Source organism: Microbacterium sp. W4I20, assembly GCF_030816505.1.
In the GTDB taxonomy this organism is placed as follows: Bacteria; Actinomycetota; Actinomycetes; order Actinomycetales; family Microbacteriaceae; genus Microbacterium.
In genome coordinates, this window is record NZ_JAUSYB010000001.1 from 779,822 (window position 1) to 798,203 (window position 18,382).

At 69.1% G+C, this 18,382-nt stretch carries 14 protein-coding genes and 1 pseudogene; 2 read left to right on the forward strand and 13 right to left on the reverse strand.

Annotation, left to right across the window (positions count from 1 at the left end; genetic code table 11):
• Positions 1-9: 9 nt before the first annotated feature.
• Both QFZ21_RS03910 and QFZ21_RS03915 read right to left on the reverse strand, forming a co-directional pair.
• Positions 10-345, reverse strand: a complete 336-nt coding sequence (locus tag QFZ21_RS03910) for a peptidase (RefSeq protein ID WP_307374619.1) — start codon at positions 343-345, stop codon at positions 10-12.
• On the reverse strand, positions 342-1,727 hold the full coding sequence (locus QFZ21_RS03915) for an inorganic phosphate transporter (protein ID WP_307374621.1): 1,386 nt from the start codon (positions 1,725-1,727) through the stop codon (positions 342-344). The genes QFZ21_RS03910 and QFZ21_RS03915 overlap by 4 nt, the downstream gene beginning before the upstream one ends.
• 156 nt (positions 1,728-1,883) lie before the next feature.
• Between QFZ21_RS03915 and QFZ21_RS03920 the strand changes: the two are divergent.
• Positions 1,884-3,984 (forward strand): annotated as a pseudogene (locus QFZ21_RS03920) (S9 family peptidase).
• Positions 3,985-4,020: 36 nt separating this feature from the next.
• Here the strand turns inward: QFZ21_RS03920 and QFZ21_RS03925 are convergent.
• The 6 genes from QFZ21_RS03925 to truB all read right to left on the reverse strand — a co-directional run bounded on the left by QFZ21_RS03925 (position 4,021) and on the right by truB (position 10,319).
• Positions 4,021-5,049, reverse strand: coding sequence for a 6-phosphofructokinase (locus tag QFZ21_RS03925; protein ID WP_307374623.1), 1,029 nt, complete (start codon positions 5,047-5,049; stop codon positions 4,021-4,023).
• Positions 5,050-5,251: 202 nt separating this feature from the next.
• Complete coding sequence (locus QFZ21_RS03930; RefSeq protein ID WP_307374625.1) at positions 5,252-7,396, reverse strand: DEAD/DEAH box helicase; 2,145 nt, start codon at positions 7,394-7,396, stop codon at positions 5,252-5,254.
• Between the two features lie 222 nt (positions 7,397-7,618).
• Positions 7,619-8,569: a bifunctional riboflavin kinase/FAD synthetase gene (locus QFZ21_RS03935; RefSeq protein WP_307374626.1), complete on the reverse strand. Its 951-nt coding sequence runs from the start codon at positions 8,567-8,569 to the stop codon at positions 7,619-7,621.
• A complete protein-coding gene (locus QFZ21_RS03940; protein ID WP_307374628.1) occupies positions 8,566-9,003 on the reverse strand; it encodes a hypothetical protein in 438 nt (145 codons plus the stop codon). The genes QFZ21_RS03935 and QFZ21_RS03940 overlap by 4 nt, the downstream gene beginning before the upstream one ends.
• A gap of 57 nt (positions 9,004-9,060) precedes the next feature.
• Positions 9,061-9,429 (reverse strand): hypothetical protein, encoded by a 369-nt coding sequence (locus tag QFZ21_RS03945; protein ID WP_307374630.1) that lies wholly within the window; start codon positions 9,427-9,429, stop codon positions 9,061-9,063.
• Entirely contained in the window at positions 9,426-10,319 is an 894-nt protein-coding gene (gene truB, locus QFZ21_RS03950; RefSeq protein WP_307374632.1) for a tRNA pseudouridine(55) synthase TruB, read from the reverse strand. Before truB ends, QFZ21_RS03945 begins: the two co-directional genes overlap by 4 nt.
• A gap of 88 nt (positions 10,320-10,407) precedes the next feature.
• Here truB and QFZ21_RS03955 point away from each other — a divergent pair, with 88 nt between their 5' ends.
• Positions 10,408-11,274: an A/G-specific adenine glycosylase gene (locus tag QFZ21_RS03955; RefSeq protein ID WP_307381199.1), complete on the forward strand. Its 867-nt coding sequence runs from the start codon at positions 10,408-10,410 to the stop codon at positions 11,272-11,274.
• Between the two features lie 13 nt (positions 11,275-11,287).
• Here QFZ21_RS03955 and QFZ21_RS03960 read toward each other — a convergent pair whose 3' ends face one another.
• The 5 genes from QFZ21_RS03960 to nusA all read right to left on the reverse strand — a co-directional run bounded on the left by QFZ21_RS03960 (position 11,288) and on the right by nusA (position 18,292).
• On the reverse strand, positions 11,288-13,462 hold the full coding sequence (locus tag QFZ21_RS03960; RefSeq protein ID WP_307374634.1) for a response regulator transcription factor: 2,175 nt from the start codon (positions 13,460-13,462) through the stop codon (positions 11,288-11,290).
• A gap of 126 nt (positions 13,463-13,588) precedes the next feature.
• Positions 13,589-14,014: a 30S ribosome-binding factor RbfA gene (gene rbfA / locus QFZ21_RS03965; protein WP_307374636.1), complete on the reverse strand. Its 426-nt coding sequence runs from the start codon at positions 14,012-14,014 to the stop codon at positions 13,589-13,591.
• A gap of 99 nt (positions 14,015-14,113) precedes the next feature.
• Positions 14,114-16,897 (reverse strand): translation initiation factor IF-2, encoded by a 2,784-nt coding sequence (gene infB, locus QFZ21_RS03970; RefSeq protein WP_307374638.1) that lies wholly within the window; start codon positions 16,895-16,897, stop codon positions 14,114-14,116.
• A 94-nt stretch (positions 16,898-16,991) separates the two neighbouring features.
• On the reverse strand, positions 16,992-17,246 hold the full coding sequence (locus tag QFZ21_RS03975) for a YlxR family protein (protein WP_307374640.1): 255 nt from the start codon (positions 17,244-17,246) through the stop codon (positions 16,992-16,994).
• 59 nt (positions 17,247-17,305) lie between these two features.
• A complete protein-coding gene (gene nusA, locus QFZ21_RS03980; protein WP_307374642.1) occupies positions 17,306-18,292 on the reverse strand; it encodes a transcription termination factor NusA in 987 nt (328 codons plus the stop codon).
• Positions 18,293-18,382: the final 90 nt, after the last annotated feature.

Below are 18,382 nucleotides of genomic sequence, written 5' to 3' on the forward strand. Positions count from 1 at the left end.
CGCCGCCGGTCAGTGGCCGACGACGATGATCAGGATGCCGGCGATCACGGCCGCGGCGCACAGGATGAAACATCCGTATGCGCCGACGAGCGAGATCGTCTTCTGCGTCTCTGTGAGCGGGCTCTTCTTGGCAGCCTTCGCCGCCTGCTTCGCGGCGCGCTTGAGTTCCTTCTCCGAGATCACGGTGATCGCGTCGGTGAACTCCGCCGGGCTCACGACCGGGGCGCGGCCGCTGCGTACGAGGAGCCGGAGTCCCACGGAGTAGAAGGTCACGATGGCCGTCGCCCCTACCAGAGCGGCGACGAACACCTGGAGGAACGCCGCCCAGTCGATGGTCACGTTCATGCGGAATCCCCGTCCCGGTCGACATCCACGGGCTTCGCGATCTCGCCCGTCTTCACGGTGCTCGACTTCTTCTCCGACTTCGAGGCGGCCTTGGCCGCAGCCTTCTTCTTGGCTTTCGCCTTGGCGTCGGCCTTCGCCTTCTCCCGCGCGTCGGCCCGCGCCTTCGCCTCGGCCCTGGCCTGCTCGATGCGCTGCTGGCGGCGCGTGGGAGGCGGAGTGTCGGGAAGGTCGACCGCGAGGCCGGACTCGGCCACGTCGCTCATCGCGTTGGCGGAGGTCACGGCATTGCGACGCGAACGAGCGAAGAGTCCGAGGATGATGAGGACGGCGAGAACCGCATCGATCGCGACGCCCCAGTTTCCGAGCCAGACAACGAGCAGCGCCGCGAGTGCACCGACGCCACCTGCGGCAGGCAACGTGAGCAGCCAGCCGATACCGATCCGCCCTGCGGTCCTCCAGCGGACGGTGGATCCACGGCGCCCGAGTCCGGAGCCGATGACCGAACCCGACGCGACCTGCGTCGTCGAGAGAGCGAAGCCGAGGGCGCTCGAGGCGAGGATCGTGGCGGCGGTCGAGCTCTCGGCGGCGAAGCCCTGCGCGGGCTTCACGTCAGTCAGTCCCTTGCCGAGCGTGCGGATGATGCGCCAGCCGCCGAGGTAGGTGCCGAGCGCGATCGTGAAGGCGCACGCGATGATCACCCAGAGCTCCGGCTCGTGGTGCGCACCGGACTGCCAGCCGATCGTGATCATCGCGAGGGTGATCACGCCCATGGTCTTCTGCGCGTCGTTGGTGCCGTGCGCCAGTGCGACCAGCGAGGACGTGAAGATCTGCCCCCACCGGAAGCCGTCCCGACCGTCGGGCTTGCCGTCGTACCGGCGCGTGATCGAGTACGCGATCTTCGTCGCGGCGAACGCGATGATGCCGGCCGTGAGAGGGGCGATGAGCGCCGGCAGAACGATCTTCGACAGCACAGCCCCGAAGTCGATGCCGCCGAGGCCTGCACCGACGAGGGTCGCTCCGATGAGGCCGCCGAACAGTGCGTGCGAAGAGCTCGAGGGGAGCCCCAGCAGCCACGTCAGCATGTTCCACGTGATGGCGCCGATGAGTCCGGCGAAGATCAGGGACAGGAAGAGATCCGCTCCCGCCTGGATGATCGCGTCTTCCTTGATGATCCCGCCGGAGATCGTCTTGGAGACCTCTGTCGACAGGAACGCGCCGACGAGGTTGAGCACGGCGGCGAGGAGGACGGCGGTCTTGGGTTTCAGCGCGCCGGTGGCGATGGGCGTCGCCATCGCGTTAGCGGTGTCGTGAAACCCGTTCGTGAAGTCGAAGAAGAGTGCCAGCGCGATGACAAGCACGACGATGAGGGCTGCGGTTTCCACCGTTCGCTTTCGGTCGTTGAGGAAGAAAGGAGGTGTCGACGAGATCGACGTGACGAACGAAGAGTTCACCGTGGGTTTGACTTCCGTTTACCGGCCCCGCTCGATCCTCCCACCCTGCCCCGTGCCGGTCAACTCGACCTGGGATACCGTGGGACGGTGACTGACGCCCCTATCGCAGACCGCCGCTCCACCACCCGCACCCACCACGGCGACACCGTCGACGATCCGTACGAGTGGCTGCGTGCGAAGGACTCCGCCGAGGTCATCGCGCATCTCGAATCGGAGAACGCCTACACCGACGCGCAGACCGCGCACCTCGCCCCGCTGCGCGAGAAGCTGTTCGAGGAGATCAAGGGGCGGGTGCAGGAGACCGACCTCTCCGTACCGACCCGTCGCGGCGACTGGTGGTACTACAGCCGCACCGAGGAGGGCGCCCAGTACGGCATCCACTGCCGCGCCCGCGGCCGATCCCGACGACTGGACTCCCCCGCGCCTCGAGGCCGGCGTGCCCGTCCCCGGCGAGGTGATCCTGCTCGACGGCAACGTCGAGGCCGAGGGCCACGAGTTCTTCTCGCTGGGCGCCTTCGACACCTCGGACGACGCGACGAAGCTGCTGTGGTCGACCGACTTCGAGGGCGATGAGCTGTACACGGTGCACGTGCGCGATCTCACGACCGGTGAGACGCTCGCCGATGAGATCCCGAACACCGGCGGCGCCTTCTTCACCCCCGACGGCACCGGCGTCCTGTACACGACCCGCGACGAGGCCTGGCGGCCCGACACGCTCTGGCTGCACCGCATCGGCACACCGGTCTCCGACGACGTCACGCTGTTCCACGAACCGGACGAGAAGTTCTGGCTCGGGGCGGGGATCACGCGCAGTCGCCGGTACCTGGTGATTGGTGTCGGGTCGAGCATCACCAGCGAGGAGTACCTCGTCGACCTCCAGGGCGAACTGACGGCCGAACCGCGGCTGGTGTGGCCGCGCGTCGAGGGCGTCGAATACTCCCTCGAGCACGCCGTCGTCGAGGGCGAGGACCGTCTGCTCATCCTGCACAACGATGGAGCGCTCGATTTCGAGCTCGTCTCGGTGCCGGCATCCGCCCCGCAGGGGGATCGACGCGTGGTCATCGCGCACGAACCGGGCCGACGTCTGCTCGGCATCGATGCGTTCCGGGATTTCGCCACCGTCGAGTACCGCAGCGAAGGCCTCGAACGGGTCGGCCTGCTCGACTATGCGACGGATGCCGTCGACGAGCTGTCCTTCGATGAGCCGCTGTACTCCGCGGGGGTCAGCGGGAACCCGGAATGGCACTCCCCCTACCTCCGCCTGGGCTACACGTCGTTCGTCACGCCGGGGACCGTCTACGACCTCGACCCGGCGACCCGCGAGCTGCTGCTTCGCAAGCAGGTCGCCGTGCTGGGCGGGTACGACCCGACGCAGTACGGTCAGCGCCGGGATTGGGCCACTGCCTCCGACGGCACACGCGTGCCGATCTCCCTGGTGTGGAAGCGCTCGTTCGGCGAGCCCGGCTCGGAGACACGACCGGTGCACCTCTACGGCTACGGCTCCTACGAGCACTCGATCGACCCCGGGTTCTCCGTCGCCCGACTGTCTGAACTCGACCGCGGAGTGATCTTCGCTGTGGCCCATGTGCGCGGCGGCGGCGAGATGGGCCGACAGTGGTACGAGGAGGGCAAGCTGCAGAACAAGCGCAACACCTTCACGGACTTCGTCTCGTGCGGCGAGCACCTGGTCGCAACGGGCGTGACGGCCCCGGATCGTCTGGTCGCCGAGGGCGGCAGCGCCGGCGGCCTGCTGATGGGCGCGGTGGCGAACCTCGCTCCGGAGCTCTTCGCCGGCATCCTCGCCGGTGTCCCCTTCGTCGATGCGCTGACGACGATCCTCGACCCGTCGCTGCCGCTCACGGTCATCGAGTGGGACGAGTGGGGCGACCCGCTGCATGATGCCGATGTCTACGCGTACATGAAGTCGTACACGCCGTATGAGAACGTCCGCGACGACGTCCGGTACCCGCGCATCCTCGCCGTGACCTCACTCAACGACACCCGCGTGCTCTACGTGGAACCGGCGAAGTGGGTCGCGCGCCTGCGCGAGGCGGGCGCTTCGGATGTGCTCCTGAAGTGCGAGATGGTCGCAGGGCACGGCGGCGTCAGCGGACGCTACAACTCCTGGAAGGAACGAGCCTTCGAGCTGGCCTGGCTCCTCGACACCCTCGGGGTCGCCGAAGCCTGACCCGAGTGGCGCCGGTTCGCTCCCCCGATTGAGAGATCAGCCGAAGAGCGCAGCGGCCTCGTCGTAGCGGTACCGGGGTACGGTGTTGAGCTCTCCGAGGGCATCGGCGAAGGGCACGCGAACGATGTCGGTGCCCTGCATCGCGACCATCTGGCCCCAGGCGCCGTCGACGATCGCGTCGGCGGCGTGCAGCCCGAGGCGGGTCGCGAGGACACGGTCGAACGCCGAGGGCGACCCGCCGCGCTGGATGTGGCCGAGGATCGTGGCGCGGGTCTCGATACCGGTGATGCGCTCGATCGCGGGCGCCAGCTGGTCGCCGATGCCGCCCAGACGGGGACGGTTGAAGGCGTCGAGACCCTTGTCGCTGTAGGCCTCTTCCATGCCGAGCAGCTTGAATCCCTCGGAGACGACCACCAGGGGGGCACGACCGCGGTCGTGCGCGCTCGACACGAGCGCGGTGATGTCGTCGATCGACATCGGCACCTCGGGGATGCAGATGACGTGCGCGCCGGCGGCCATGCCGGCGTGCAGGGCGATCCACCCGACGTGGCGGCCCATGACCTCGGCGACCATGCAGCGCTGATGCGAGTCACCGGTCGTGCGCAGTCGATCCATCGCATCGGTGGCGATGTTCACGGCCGTGTCGAAACCGAACGAGTAGTCGGTGGCCTGCAGGTCGTTGTCGATCGTCTTCGGGACGCCGAGCACCTTGATGCCGTCCTTCGACAACCGGTCGGCCGCCGCCAGCGTGCCCTCGCCACCGATCGCTACGATGCCGTCGATCTTATGGCCGTACAGCGTCTTGGCGATGTTCTCGGCTCCGCCGCGCTCCCCTTCGTAGGGGTTGGTGCGGCTGGTTCCGAGGATCGTGCCGCCCACCTTCGACAGCCCCTTCACCTCGTGCCGGGTCAGCGGCATGAAGTCGCCCTCGACGATGCCTCGCCAGCCGTCGCGGATGCCGACGAACTCGAGGTCGTACGTGGTGGTGCCCTTGAGCACGATGCCGCGGATGACCGCGTTGAGTCCGGGGCAGTCGCCGCCGCTCGTCAGGATGCCGATCTTCATGCTGGTGCCTTCAGACGTTCGAGAAAAGGGGGAATGGCGACGCTGCCTGCGATCGACACTAGTGCCCCGGCACTGCCGGACGCCATTCGAGCCCGATGAAAACGGGCGATCTTGACGCGCCTTCCCGGCGATATCCCCCAAATTTGGCAGAGAGCCCCGACCGACCGTCGGAACGGGCGTTAAGAACAGCTCTTCTTGACGCCTACGCGCCGCCGAGAGCCTGACGCAGCAGATGCATGAGCGCGGCCAGCTGGATCGGCTCCGCCGCCTTCTCGTCGATCGCCTCGCCGTCGAGCGCACGCGCCGCCAGGCCCTGCTTCTGGTCGATGAGCTCCGCGATCTTGGTGTCGATCGTGTGCGCGGCGATGATGCGCCAGGCCGTCACGGGCTCGTCCTGCCCGATGCGGTGCACACGGTCGATCGCCTGCGTCTGCTCGGCCGCCGTCCACGACAGCTCGGCGAGCACGACGTTGGATGCCGCCTGCATGTTGAGGCCGACGCCTGCCGCGGTGAGCGAGCAGACGGCGATCCCGACCTCGGGGTCGCCGTTGAAGTCGTCGATCGCCTGCTGGCGGGCCGTCGACGTCTGGTCGCCTCGGATCGAGACGGCGCGGATGCCGACCGAGGCGAAGTGCGCCTCCGCCTGGTCCATCACGTCGATGTGCTTCGCGAAGAACACCACCTTGCCGACGGAACGCTGCAGCTGCGCGGCGTAATCCGCCGCGAGCTGCGCCTTCGCCTGGCCGATGCGGCGGACCATCGTGAAGACGTTGTCTCCGCCGGTGCCCGCTGCCTTCGACTCCTCGAGCTCGTTCAGCGCGACCAGGCGCACGATGTCGTCGTCGATCTCGCCGGGCGCCAGTCCGCGATCGCCCCGGGCCTCGATGATGCGACGGTAGCGAGCGGCCAGCCGCTCCCCCAGCTCGCGCTCGGCCTGACGGATGCTGCGCCCGAACTCGTCGTCGAGCTGCACCGGCAGGTCGGCGATGAGCTTGTCGGGCAGGTCCGCCGCGACGTCCTTCTTCTTGCGACGGACGATCCCCATCGAGATCACCGCATCGCGGGCCTCCGGATAGAACGCCTTGTCGGCGGGCGTGTAGCCGGTCGCGTCGAGCTTCTCCATCAGCTCGGGACCCGGCTTCTCGCCCGTCGTCCAGCCGAGGAAGCGCCAGATCGCGTCGAAGTCCTCGACGTCGTTGATCAGCGGGGTTCCGGTGAGAGCGAGCATGAGCGGATTCCCGCCCGGAGTGCGCTCCCGCATCCGCGAGGCGAGCGCCAGCACGTTCTGCGAACGCTGCGAGGAGAGGTTCTTGATGAAGTGCGCCTCGTCGACCACCATGCCGCGGAGGCCGATCGATCCGAGCCACGAGAGGTGGCGGTCGAGGATCTCGTAGTTGACGATGAACACGTCCGCGAAGGCGTCGATGTCGGTGCCGTCGCCCTGAATGACCGTGGCGCGTCGCTGCGGCGTCCAGCGCTCGACCTCACGCGCCCAGTTCATCTTGACGACGTTCGGCACGACCGCGAGCAGCGGATAGGCGCCCGCGATCGAGGCGGCGAGGAGCGACTGCGCGGTCTTGCCGAGACCGGGCTCATCCGCGAGGAGGAAGCTCCGGTGCCCGCCGCGCACGGCTTCGAGGAACCGGGACTGGTGCACCATCACCTCGAGGCCCTTGGGCGAGAGGTGGTCGTACTCGGGTGCGGGCGGCAGCTCCATGGTGGCGGCGGACCCGCCGGCGCCGGTCTCGAACGCCTTGTACAGCGGGCCCATCAGCTCCCAGCCGTCGAGGCGACGGCGCGGGGTCGACGTGCTGCGCGGAGTCAGATCCGGCGCCAGGAAGGGGTTGGCCAGCTGACGCGACTCGACCGATGGCGGCGTGACCTGCCGTTCGGCGATGGCCGCCGGGACCGACGAGATCTGCACCGGCGCGGCATCCGCGATGATGAGCTCCTCCGGCGCGAGCTCCGCGCCGGACTCGAGCAGCCAGTCGCGCCGCATCCGCTTGGCCACCGGGGAGGTCGCCTGATCGGCCTCGAGGAGTTGGATGAGCGATGTGTCGCGCGCCGCGGTCTTCGCGAGGATCGTGGCGACGCCGTCGAGTCGCTTGAGCAGCTCAACGCGGGCGGGGTCGCCGATCTCGGCATCCGCCTTCACCCTGGCGCGCTCTTCGCGCACCAGGAACGCGATGACCTGGAACTTGACCCGGTTCGTCGGGCCGAGCTTTCCCCGCTGCGACTTCGCCTCGATCTCGCGCACCTTGCGCGCGAGGATCGGGATGAGGGGGGCCTCGTCGTCTCGACGGGACGTCTTCTTGCGCCGCGTGGCGGCGGTTGCCGTGGTCGGCATGCTCCTCCTGAGCGTGAAGGCCCCGGCATCTCCGTGAAACCGTGGGCCGTTCTCGATGTCCGCGTGTGGCGTGAGCCATGACCGTACGGACAGTTGTTCCGGTTTCCGCCGATGCACGCGTGACGCGTGAGGGTCGGTGAGAACCGAGGTCCAGTCTACGTCATACCGCCGGGACGACGCAGGATCTCGCCGTCCGCAGGGACTTTCGTGTTGCGGCCAGGGCTACGCCTGCGCCGCCAGGACCACTCGGGCGTCGGCGACATCGACCGCGATCTGCGCCGCGAGCTTCTCGATCCCCTCGTAGGCGACCATCCCCCGGAGCCTCCGGACGAACTCGACGGTGACGTCGTGACCGTAGAGCTCGAGGCCCGTCTCGTCGAGGACGTGCGCCTCCACCTGACGCTCGAGCACGTCGTCGAAGGTCGGGTTCGTGCCCACCGAGATCGCCGACGGATGCCGGATGCCGGTGTCGTGATCGACGAGCCACCCGGCGTACACGCCGTCGGCCGGGACGAAGGCATCCGTGATCGTGGAGAGATTGGCGGTCGGGAATCCGAGCTCACGACCGCGCTTGAGTCCGTGCACGACCTCTCCGCGCACGTCCGGGTACCGCCCGAGCGCACGAGCCGCCTCCTCGACGTCGCCCTCGACCAGCAGCTCGCGGATCCAGGTCGACGACACGCGTCGCTCGGACCCGGCCAGGTAGACGTCATCGACGACCTCGACCGTGAAGCCGTGTGTCGGTGCGAGCCGGCGCAGCAGGGCCGGAGTCCCCTCGCCGCCCCGGCCGAAGCGGAAGTCCTCGCCGACGAGCACCTGCGAAACGCCGAGCGCCCCGACCAGGATGTCGACGACGAAGGCCTCGGCGCTGCGGGAGGCGAGTTCTTCGTCGAAGGTGAGCACGAGCGTCGCGTCGAGTCCGAGTTCGCCGAGCAGCTCGAGCTTGCGGTCGACGGTGACGACGTTCTCGGGGCACCGGTCCGGGCGCAGCACGGCGAGCGGGTTGCGGTCGAAGGTGACGGCGACCGCCTGGCTCCCCGATGCTGCAGCGGCTTCCTTCAGGCGCTGGATCACGGCACGATGACCGGCGTGCACGCCGTCGAACTTGCCGATCGCCACAGCACTCGGCCCGAAACCGTGCGGGACCTCGTCGGGGCTGCGGAAGACGATCACGCGCCGACCTCGAGCGGGCGGCCGGCGGTCGCCGGCCGGTGCGTGCGGAGCCACCAGATGCCGAACACCGGGAGGACCAGCGGGATGAACAGGTAACCGCGGCCGAACAGCGACCACACGGTCTCGTGCTGGAAGAGATCGGGGAGCAGGATGCTGAGCAGCCCCACGACGATCACTCCGGTGAGCTCGAAGACGATCGCGACCCACGCCACGGCGTACCAGCCCTGCCGACGGGCGAGGACGAGGGCCAGCGTCGCCAGGATGTAGACGACGGCGGCCAGCGCGGAGAGCGAGTATGCGAGCGGTGCCTCGTCGAATCGGCGGACGATCTGCACGAAGCTGCGCCCCGTGGCCGCCAGCGCCATCACGGCATAGACGATCACGAGGACACGACCAATTCCGGTCATCCGAGTGGAGGGGGCGAGGGAGCTCATAGCGCGTTCCATTCTAGAGCCGCGCGACGTGGCGCAGCTCCGCGGGGACCCGTCGCGTCACGCGATCTGCACCGACCAGATGACCTGCATCCGCCACAGCATGATCGCGATCGCCAGAGCGGCGACGCCGAGGATGACGGTGCTCCAGCGGCTGCGTTCCATCAGCGCCCAGAGCACCGCCCCGATCGGCAGCAGTGCCGCCGACACGAGGTAGACCCAGAGCTCGAGCAGGTCGCCGGTCGGCGGGTTGCCCACCAACGGCGCGACGATCGCCACGATCACCTGCACGACGAGAAGCACCTCGACGAGGGCGAGCGCACCGACGGTGTAGTCGCTGGGCCTCCGGCCCGCGAATCCGGCGGTGAGACAGAACACACCGGCGGCGACGGCGATCACGACCTGGGCGATCGTCAGCCACATGATCATCGACCGGCCTCCGGCATGTTCATCGCGCTCTTGAGATCGGCCCCGCGCTTCTCGACGATGCCGACCAGCGCGCCTTCGTCGTCGATCGCTGCCGCAAGCGCTCCCTCGAGCCGCTGCGCCTGGCCGCCGAGGCGCTTGCCGTGGCGAAGGTCGCGGGCCTCCTCGTTCGACACGTGGAGCGGCTGCAGGATGCGTCCGGCTGCCTCGGCGGGCGCGAGGGTGGCGGCGCCGTCGAGGTCGTCGAGCACGACGGCGTCGGCCACATCGAAGGGACCGACCCTGGTACGGCGCAGCGCCGTCAGGTGCCCGCCGACGCCGAGCATCGCACCCAGATCTCGGGCGAGCGCGCGGATGTAGGTCCCCGATGAGCAGTCGACGAGCACGTCGAGATCGAGGTGTCCCTCGCCTTCGCGTCGCGCGAGCACCTCGAATCGGGAGACCACCACCTCGCGCGCCGCCAGCACGACCTCTTCCCCGGCCCGCACACGGTCGTACGCACGGCGTCCGTCGACCTTGATCGCCGAGACCGCGCTCGGGATCTGCGAGATCTCGCCGGTGAGCGATGCCACACCGGCTGCCACGGCCTCGGTCGTCACCGCCGTCCATGCTTCCGGACTCGCGCGGGTGAGGATCTCTCCGTCGGCGTCGTCGGTGCCGGTGGTCTGGCCGAGTCGGATCGTGGCGACATAGGTCTTGTCGGCGCCGACGACGTAGGTGAGCAGTCGGGTCGCCCCTTCGATGCCGATGACGAGCAGCCCGGTGGCCATCGGGTCGAGAGTTCCCGCGTGACCGACCTTCCGGGTGCCGAATGCCCGCCGGGTGCGCGCGACCACGTCGTGACTGGTCATTCCTGCTGGCTTGTCGACGAGGAGGATGCCGGGCGAGACCATCCCCCCAGCCTACGACGCCACCGGTACTGTCCGAGTCCTCGCCTAGGCTGTCGGAGTGCCCCCCACATCGTCGCTCTCGCCATCGGCGATGCGGCCGCTCACGGACTGGTATCGGGCCGGGGCTCGCGATCTGCCGTGGCGGCGGGCCGCGTTCCACGAGGAGTTCGGTGCCTGGGGCGTGCTCGTCAGCGAGTTCATGCTGCAGCAGACCCCCGTGTCCCGCGTCATCCCGCACCTGGAGGCCTGGCTGGACCGCTGGCCCACTCCTGCGACGATGGCGGCTGCGTCCGCGGCGGAGGTCGTGCAGCAGTGGGCGAACCTCGGTTACCCGCGCCGGGCGCTCTGGCTGCACCGTGCGGCGATCGAAGTGACCGCGCGCCACGGCGGGACCGTGCCCCGGGATGTCGACGCACTGCTCGCGCTGTCCGGGATCGGCGACTACACCGCCAGGGCGGTCGCCGTGTTCGCCTACGGCGACCGGCATCCTGTCGTCGACACGAACACGCGACGGGTCCTCGCCAGGGCCGTCGAGGGTCGCGCACAGCCAGCGTCTCCTTCGCGACGCGATCTGGAGGCGATGGCGGCGTTGCTGCCCGCGGATGACGCCGAGGCCGCAGTCGTGAACGCCGCCGCCATGGAGCTCGGCGCGACCGTGTGCACGGCGCGCTCTCCGCGGTGCGAGGACTGCCCTCTCGCCGAAAGGTGCGCCTGGCTGGCCGCGGGCCGCCCGGACACGGGAGACACCCGGCGCCGTCAGGCCACGTACGAGGGTTCCGATCGCCAGGCGCGGGGCGCGGTGCTGCGCCTGCTGCGCGAGGCCGCCCCCGAGGCCGTGCCCCTCGCCACCGTTCTGCCGGCATGGCCCGACGCTCGTCAGCGGGACCGCGCGATCGACTCCCTCATCGCCGACGGACTCGCAGAGGCCGACGGGGAAGGCCTGTCGCTGCCGCGCTGAGCACGGTCCACCGTCAGAGGTGCTGGTTCGTCCGGTGCGCGAGAGCGGTGAGTTCGACGCGCTTGCGCACATCGAGTTTCGCGAAGACACGGCCGAGGTGCACCTCCACGGTGCGCACCGAGACGTTCAGCGCCGCCGCGATCTCGCGGTTGCCCGCGCCGCCCACGGCCAGCATCGCCGCCTCGAGCTCGCGCGCGGTGAGCAGCTGCGACCACGCGTGCCGGCATGCCTCCAGCGGGTCCGCCACGTCCCCCGTCCTATCGAGCATGTCGAGTCGATCCAGTCGGTGATGGATCGACCGTGCCCACGCGGTCGCGCCCGCCAGTTCGAACAGTCGCTGCGCGCTCTGCAGATGCCGGCGTGCGACGACGTGCTCGTCACGGATGGCGCACTGGATCCCCAGCATCGCCTCGACCCTGGCGCGGGCGAAGGGCGAGCGCAGAGTGCGGGCGACCAGGTGCACCTCCTCGCGCTCGGTCCGCCATCGTCCGTCGGTCATCGTGGCGATCCGGATGCGCAGCTCGTGGCCGAGGAAGACCTCGGGGGGCGCGACGATGCCGGAGTCGGCACCGTCGGCCTCCCACGTCAGCGCGACCTCGTCGAGGCCGGGTACCGAGAACGTGGTCTGCGGTGCCCCCAGGTCGAGCCAGAGGCGCACCGAGGTCGCAGCGTCGTCGAAGTCCCCGGCGAGGAAGGCCTCGATCGCACGGTCCAGCAGCTGGTCGATCTTCACCGTCGGTGGGAACGCTGCGGTGAGCGCACGAGACACAGGACCGACTGCCCCGAGGACCGCGAGGTCGAGACGCCGCGCCAGCACCACCCCGAGACCTGCGAACGGCATCGCGATCGGGAGCTCTAAAGCGGCGCGGATGAGTCGGTCTCGCGCGACCCCGATATCGCCGCGCCAGGAGAGCAGCAGCGCCTCCACGACGGCCCGGTACGCCCGCACGACAGGGCTGTACTCGAATCCGGCGACGAGCGGGTCGACCTCGGCCTCCATCGCGTCGTTCGCCGTGCCCAGCAGGCGAAGTCCGCGGTCGACGTCGCCGTCCAGAGCCGCACGGAGCCCGCGGAGCATGCGTCCGGTCAGCGGGCCGGAGCCCGAGACGTCCTCACGGTCCCGCTCCCCCGCGATCAGCCAGGCGAGCGCCACGGCCGGATCACGCAGACTGCGCTCCGCGCCGACCCGGGCGCTACCCTCGCGGAGGGCCTCGAGCCACGATCGCATGCCGGAACGATCGTCGCGCTCGGCACAGAGCACGGCAGCGAGAGCCGCGGCCCTCGCCCACGAGTACCAGTCGTCGGGGTCATCGGTCCGAGGCCGCAGGGAACCGGGGTCGACGTCGGGCACCGTGCCATGCAGATGCGCGCGTGCCGTGATCAGTCCTGCGAGTCCTTGCAGCCGGAAGCGCTCCGTCCCGTGCGGGAACAGCCGACCGAGCCAGGCGGCGGCCTCCACCGCGAATCCCGCGCCGACGGAGGAGGCACCCGCCACGAGATAGGCCTCATCGCGATCGACGCCGACCGCATGCTTCGTCGCCTCGCGGGCGAGCAGCAGCGCTCTGTCCGGGTGCCCCGCCTCGGAGAGTTCCCGGGCGATGCGCGTCAGTTCGGCCGCGGTCGCCGGGTCGCCGTGGAACGAGGCGCGCGCTCGGTGCCAGTCGGCGCCCACGCGGTCGCCGTGATCCGCGCAGACCGTGCTGAGTCGATCGTGTACGGCCCCGACGACGGTGGTGGCCGTCCGTGCTCGGAGCCAGATGGCGAGCCGCGGGTCTATGAAGCGGGCACGGCCCACCCGCAGAACGAGGTGTCGTCCGACGGGTGCCGCAGCGATCTCCACCGCGGACCGCCCGTCGAAGGCGAGCAGCGGGGCCAGCCGGTCGTCGAGCGACACCGAGAGCGCGAGGAGCAGATCGCGATCGCGCGCGGGAAGGATCAAGTCGTGAAAGGCCCGCGCGATGGCCGGCACCAGCGGCAGCGGGTTGGGCAGAGGCCGCAGCCCGTGTCGCTGTGCCGGTGTCAGTCGCCCCGCCACCTCGCGGATCGTCAGCGCGTCGGCGTTCAGTTCGGCGGCCAGACGTGAGACCACGTGCGGAGCACACCCCAGCTCGCCGGCGAGCAGCAGTTCGATCAACGCCTCGATGTCGGAGGGCGCGATCGATCGATCGTGATGCGCGTTCGAACCCACGATGCCGATCCCCCTCAGCTCGGCGGGACACGATCCCGCAGAGCCGAGGCTAGCAATTCGAAGTGGGCCGTGAGGCGCGAAACGACGCTGTATATCGGTTGGCGCGATCAGACGATCGCGCCAACCTCAATCCTGGTCGTCGTCGGTGCGGTACGGGTCCGCTTCGCCGGCGTGAGATGCCGACGATGCGAGCCTGGCCACCTCGGCGTCGCGCTCCTGCGCCTGGCGCAGCAGTGCCCCGATGTGGTCGGCGTTCTCCGGCAGCGCGTCAGGGATGAATTCGAGCGTCGGCACGAGACGCGTACTCAGCTGCCGTCCGACCTCGCTGCGCAGCATGCCGGTCGCGGAGGTGAGGGCCTCGCCGCTGGCGATGCGCTCCTCCTCCGTGCCCAACACCGTGTAGAACACGGACGCGTGCTGAAGGTCGCCGCTGACGCGGCAGTCGGTGAGGGTGACGAAGCCGAGGCGCGGGTCGCGCAGACCCTTCTCCAGTCGCTCGGCGAGGATCACGCGGATGCGGTCCGCCAGACGAGCCTGTCTTTCACCAGCCATTTTTCTCTCCTTCTCCACGAAGTCCTCGGGCGCCCTTCGTCTCGCTCAGCTCGCTCACGAGCCGGAGCGAGGAAGGACGCCCGAGTGATTTCGACCAGGTCAGCCGCGAGGCTTCTCGACGAGTTCGATCGTCTCGATCTCATCGCCGATCTGGATGTCATTGAACTTGCCGAGGCCGATACCGGCCTCGTAGTCCGTGCGGACCTCGGTGACGTCGTCCTTGAACCGGCGCAGCGACTCGATGGCGAGTGCATCGCCGACGACGACGCCATCGCGGATGACGCGGGCCTTGGCGTTTCGCGTGATCGTTCCCGACCGCACGATGACACCGGCGATGTTGCCGAACTTGGAGGAACGGAAGACCTCGCGGATCTCCGCGACGCCCGACTGGACCTCTTCGTACTCCGGCTTCAGCATGCCCTTCAGCGAGTTCTCGACCTCGTCGATGGCGTTGTAGATCACCGAGTAGAACCGGATGTCGACGCCTTCGCGCTGAGCGCGCTCGCGCGCCTTCGTGTCGGGACGCACGTTGAAGCCGACGATGATCGCGTTGTCGATCGTCGCCAGGTTCACGTCGGACTCGGTGATCGCACCCACACCGCGGTGGATGATGCGCAGCTGCACCGAATCGTCGACCTCGATCTTGAGGAGCGACTCCTCCAGCGCCTCGACGGCACCGGAGACGTCACCCTTGATGATGAGGTTGAGCGACTCGACCTTGCCCTCCTGGAGAGCGCGGGTGAAGTCCTCGAGCGAGATGCGCTTGCGGGCCTTGGCCAGCTGGGCGTTGCGCTCGACGGCTTCGCGCTTCTCAGCGATCTGACGAGCCATGCGGTCTTCCTCGGTGACGATGAAGACGTCGCCGGCGCGGGGCACGGAGTTCAGACCCTGCACCTGCACCGGACGCGACGGGTAGGCCTCGAGGACCGCATCGCCGTTCTCGTCGGCCATCGCACGCACACGGCCGTAGGCGGTGCCTGCGACGATCGCGTCACCGATACGGAGCGTTCCGGACTGGATCAGCACCGTGGCGATCGAACCGCGGCCCTTGTCGAGCTTCGCCTCGATGGCGACACCGCGAGCGGCCTTGTTCGGGTTGGCGGTCAGGTCGAGACCGGCGTCAGCGGTGAGCAGCACCGCGTCCAGGAGCTCCTGGATGCCGGTGCCGGCACGAGCCGACACGTCGACGAACATGACGTCTCCACCGAACTCCTCCGCGACCAGACCGTACTCGGTGAGCTGCTGGCGCACCTTGGACGGGTTGGCGTCGGGCTTGTCGACCTTGTTGACCGCGACCACGATCGGCACGTTCGCCGCCTGGGCGTGGTTCAGAGCCTCCACCGTCTGCGGCATGATGCCGTCGTCGGCGGCGACCACGAGGATCGCGAGGTCGGTCACCTGAGCACCACGGGCACGCATGGCGGTGAACGCCTCGTGACCCGGGGTGTCGATGAAGGTGATCGCGCGCTCGATGTTCTCGTGCTCGGTCCACACCTGGTACGCACCGATGTGCTGGGTGATGCCACCGGCCTCGCCCTCGATGACGTTGGTCTGGCGGATGGCGTCGAGCAGTCGGGTCTTACCGTGGTCGACGTGACCCATGACGGTGACGACCGGCGGACGGATCTCGAGGTCGTCCTCGCTCTCCTCCTCGAGCTCCTGATCGAGGTTGAGACCGAAGCCCTCGAGGAGCTCCTTGTCCTCGTCCTCGGGCGAGACCATCTGGATCTTGTAACCCAGCTCCTCACCCAAGACCTCGAACGTGGCCTCGTCCAGCGACTCGGTGGCCGTGGCCATCTCGCCGAGGTTGAAGAGGATGGTGACGAGAGTTCCCGGCTGAACCGTGTAGCCCGTCAGCGTCTCGATCTTGTCGGCGAAGTCCGCGATGGACGCGCCGCGACGCATGCGGATGATCTCCCCGTTGCCGCGGGTGACGTTGACGCCACCGACGACCGGAGCACTCCGCATCTCGAACTCTTGCCGCTTCGCCCGCCGCGACTTGCGCTGCTTGCTCTTGCCGCCGCCCTTGCCGAAGGCACCTGCGGTACCACCGCCGGGGCCACGGCCGCGACCGCCGCCGCCACCCGGACGACCGGCGAAGCCGCCGCCACCGGGACGTGCACCGGGGCCGCCTGCACCACCGGGTCCGCCGGCACCGCCGGGACGACCGGGGCCGCCGGGACGCTGCTGGAACGGGGCGCCACCGGGACGACCGCCGCCACCGGGACGACCGGCACCACCGGGACGACCGGGACCGCCGGGACGCGGGGCACCCGGACGCGGAGCGCCGGGGCGAGGCGCCTGCGGGCGCGGGATGTTTCCGGGCGTCGGGCTCGGGCGCTGGCCCATGCCCTGCGCGGAAGCGAAGGGGTTGTTGCCCGGACGGGGACCCGCCGGACGCTGACCCATCCCCTGCGAGGAGGAGAACGGGTTGTTACCGGGGCGCGGGGCTCCGGGCTTCGGGGCGCCGCCGTCGGCGGACTTCTCCGCAGCGGGCGCAGCAGCTGCTGCCGGTGCCGCGGGGGCCTCTGCAGCGGGCGCGGGTGCGGCCGGAGCCGGAGCTTCGGGCTCGGGTGCCGGGGCCGGGGCCGGCTCGGGGGCAGGCTTCGGACCGGGCTTCGGGCCGGGCGTCGGCGCCTGCTTCGCGCCGGGCTTCGAGGCGGCGGGCTTCGACGCGGGCTTGGCTGCAGGCGCAGCATCCGCACCGGTCTTGAGCGAGCCATCGGCTTCGATCGCCGCGCGCAGCTTGCGCGCCACCGGCGGTTCGATGGTCGAGGACGGGCTCTTCACGAACTCGCCGAGTTCTTTGAGCTTTGCAAGAGCGACCTTGCTGTCGACGCCGAGTTCGGCGGCGATCTCATGTACGCGTGGTTTACCAGCCACAATTCTCCTGTCTGAGTCGGTCCACCCAGACAGGGCAGACCACTAGTCGCGGACGGGTCTCATTTCGAGCCGTTCACTTTGTTTCCATAGCTGTTCAGCCTTTGTTTCTTGGTGGGTTCTGTTCGAAGTTCCGCGTGTCCAACGGAGTGGAGACGCGCAGTGCTCGACCGAATGCGCGACGCCGCAGAGCGGCATCCATGCATTCCCGTGTCGGATGCACCCATGCGCCTCTCCCCGGCAGAACCGCGTCCTCGTCCATGACGAGCACATTGTTCTGGGACACCACTCTGAGAAGAGCGGAGCGGGAAGCACGCATGCGACAGCCGACGCACGTTCGTACGGGTTCCATCTTACACCTGCGTTCCGCCGCCCCTCGCTCTCACCCGGAGAGTCGAGGGGCGGATGCGGTCAGTCGTCGAGGACGCTGTCGGGCTGGATGTCGATCTTCGCCCCGGTGAGCTTGGCGGCCAGACGCGCGTTCTGACCCTCCTTGCCGATCGCGAGCGACAGCTGGTAGTCGGGCACCAGAGCACGGACGGCCTTGGTCCCGGCGTCGAGCACGAAGGCGCTCGTCACCTTGGCGGGCGACAGGGCGTGGGCGACGAATGTCGCGAGATCGGGATCGTGGTCGACGATGTCGATCTTCTCCCCCGCGAGCTCCTCGGTCACCGCACGGACGCGACGCCCCATCTCGCCGATGCAGGCGCCCTTCGCGTTGATGGACGGGTCGTTCGCCCTGACGGCGATCTTGGTGCGATGCCCCGCCTCGCGAGCGAGCGAGACGATCTCGACCAGTCCCGCGGCGATCTCGGGCACTTCGAGCGCGAAGAGCCTGCGGACCAGGCCGGGGTGGGTGCGTGACACGGTGATCTGCGGACCCTTGAGACCCTTCGCCACGCTCGTGACGTACACGCGCAACCGGGCGCCGTGGGTGTACTCCTCGCCAGGCACCTGCTCCTCAGGCGGGAGGATGGCCTCGACGGCGCCGAGGTCGACGTGGATCATCCGCGGGTTCGGCCCCTGCTGGATCACGCCGGCGACGATGTCGCCCTCTTTGTCCTTGAAGTCGCCGAGCACGACGTCATCAGCGATGTCGCGCAGACGCTGGCTGATGACCTGCTTGGCGGCGAAGGCGGCGATGCGGCCGAAGTCGTCGGGAGTCGCGTCCTCCTCGCCGATGATCGCGCCCTCTTCATCCCGGACGACCTGGAGCACGTCGACATGACCCGTCTTGCGATCGAGGTGCACACGGACGCCTTCGGGGGCCGCGCCGTCACCGGCGACGTGCTTGGAGTAAGCGGTCAGGATCGCCTGCTCGATGATCGAGACGAGTTCCTCGAAGGGAATCGCCTTCTCCTTCTCGATCCCTCGCAGCAGACTCAATTCGATGTCCATGACGGCCTCCCTATTCAGCTCTCGTCGCGCCTGTTCGCACGCGCGACATCCGTACCACGATACCCTGTGCCCACCGCCTGTTGCCACGGC

Coding starts and splice junctions, on each gene's coding strand:
- QFZ21_RS03930 (WP_307374625.1), bottom strand. CDS start 7,396: ATGCCGACCACGGCAACCGCCGCCACGCGGCGCAAGAAGACGTCCCGT.
- QFZ21_RS03955 (WP_307381199.1), top strand. CDS start 10,408: ATGCGGCCGCTCACGGACTGGTATCGGGCCGGGGCTCGCGATCTGCCG.
- QFZ21_RS03910 (WP_307374619.1), bottom strand. CDS start 345: ATGAACGTGACCATCGACTGGGCGGCGTTCCTCCAGGTGTTCGTCGCC.
- rbfA (WP_307374636.1), bottom strand. CDS start 14,014: ATGGCTGGTGAAAGACAGGCTCGTCTGGCGGACCGCATCCGCGTGATC.
- QFZ21_RS03975 (WP_307374640.1), bottom strand. CDS start 17,246: ATGGAACCCGTACGAACGTGCGTCGGCTGTCGCATGCGTGCTTCCCGC.
- QFZ21_RS03925 (WP_307374623.1), bottom strand. CDS start 5,049: ATGAAGATCGGCATCCTGACGAGCGGCGGCGACTGCCCCGGACTCAAC.
- QFZ21_RS03940 (WP_307374628.1), bottom strand. CDS start 9,003: ATGAGCTCCCTCGCCCCCTCCACTCGGATGACCGGAATTGGTCGTGTC.
- QFZ21_RS03945 (WP_307374630.1), bottom strand. CDS start 9,429: ATGATCATGTGGCTGACGATCGCCCAGGTCGTGATCGCCGTCGCCGCC.
- nusA (WP_307374642.1), bottom strand. CDS start 18,292: ATGGACATCGAATTGAGTCTGCTGCGAGGGATCGAGAAGGAGAAGGCG.
- truB (WP_307374632.1), bottom strand. CDS start 10,319: ATGGTCTCGCCCGGCATCCTCCTCGTCGACAAGCCAGCAGGAATGACC.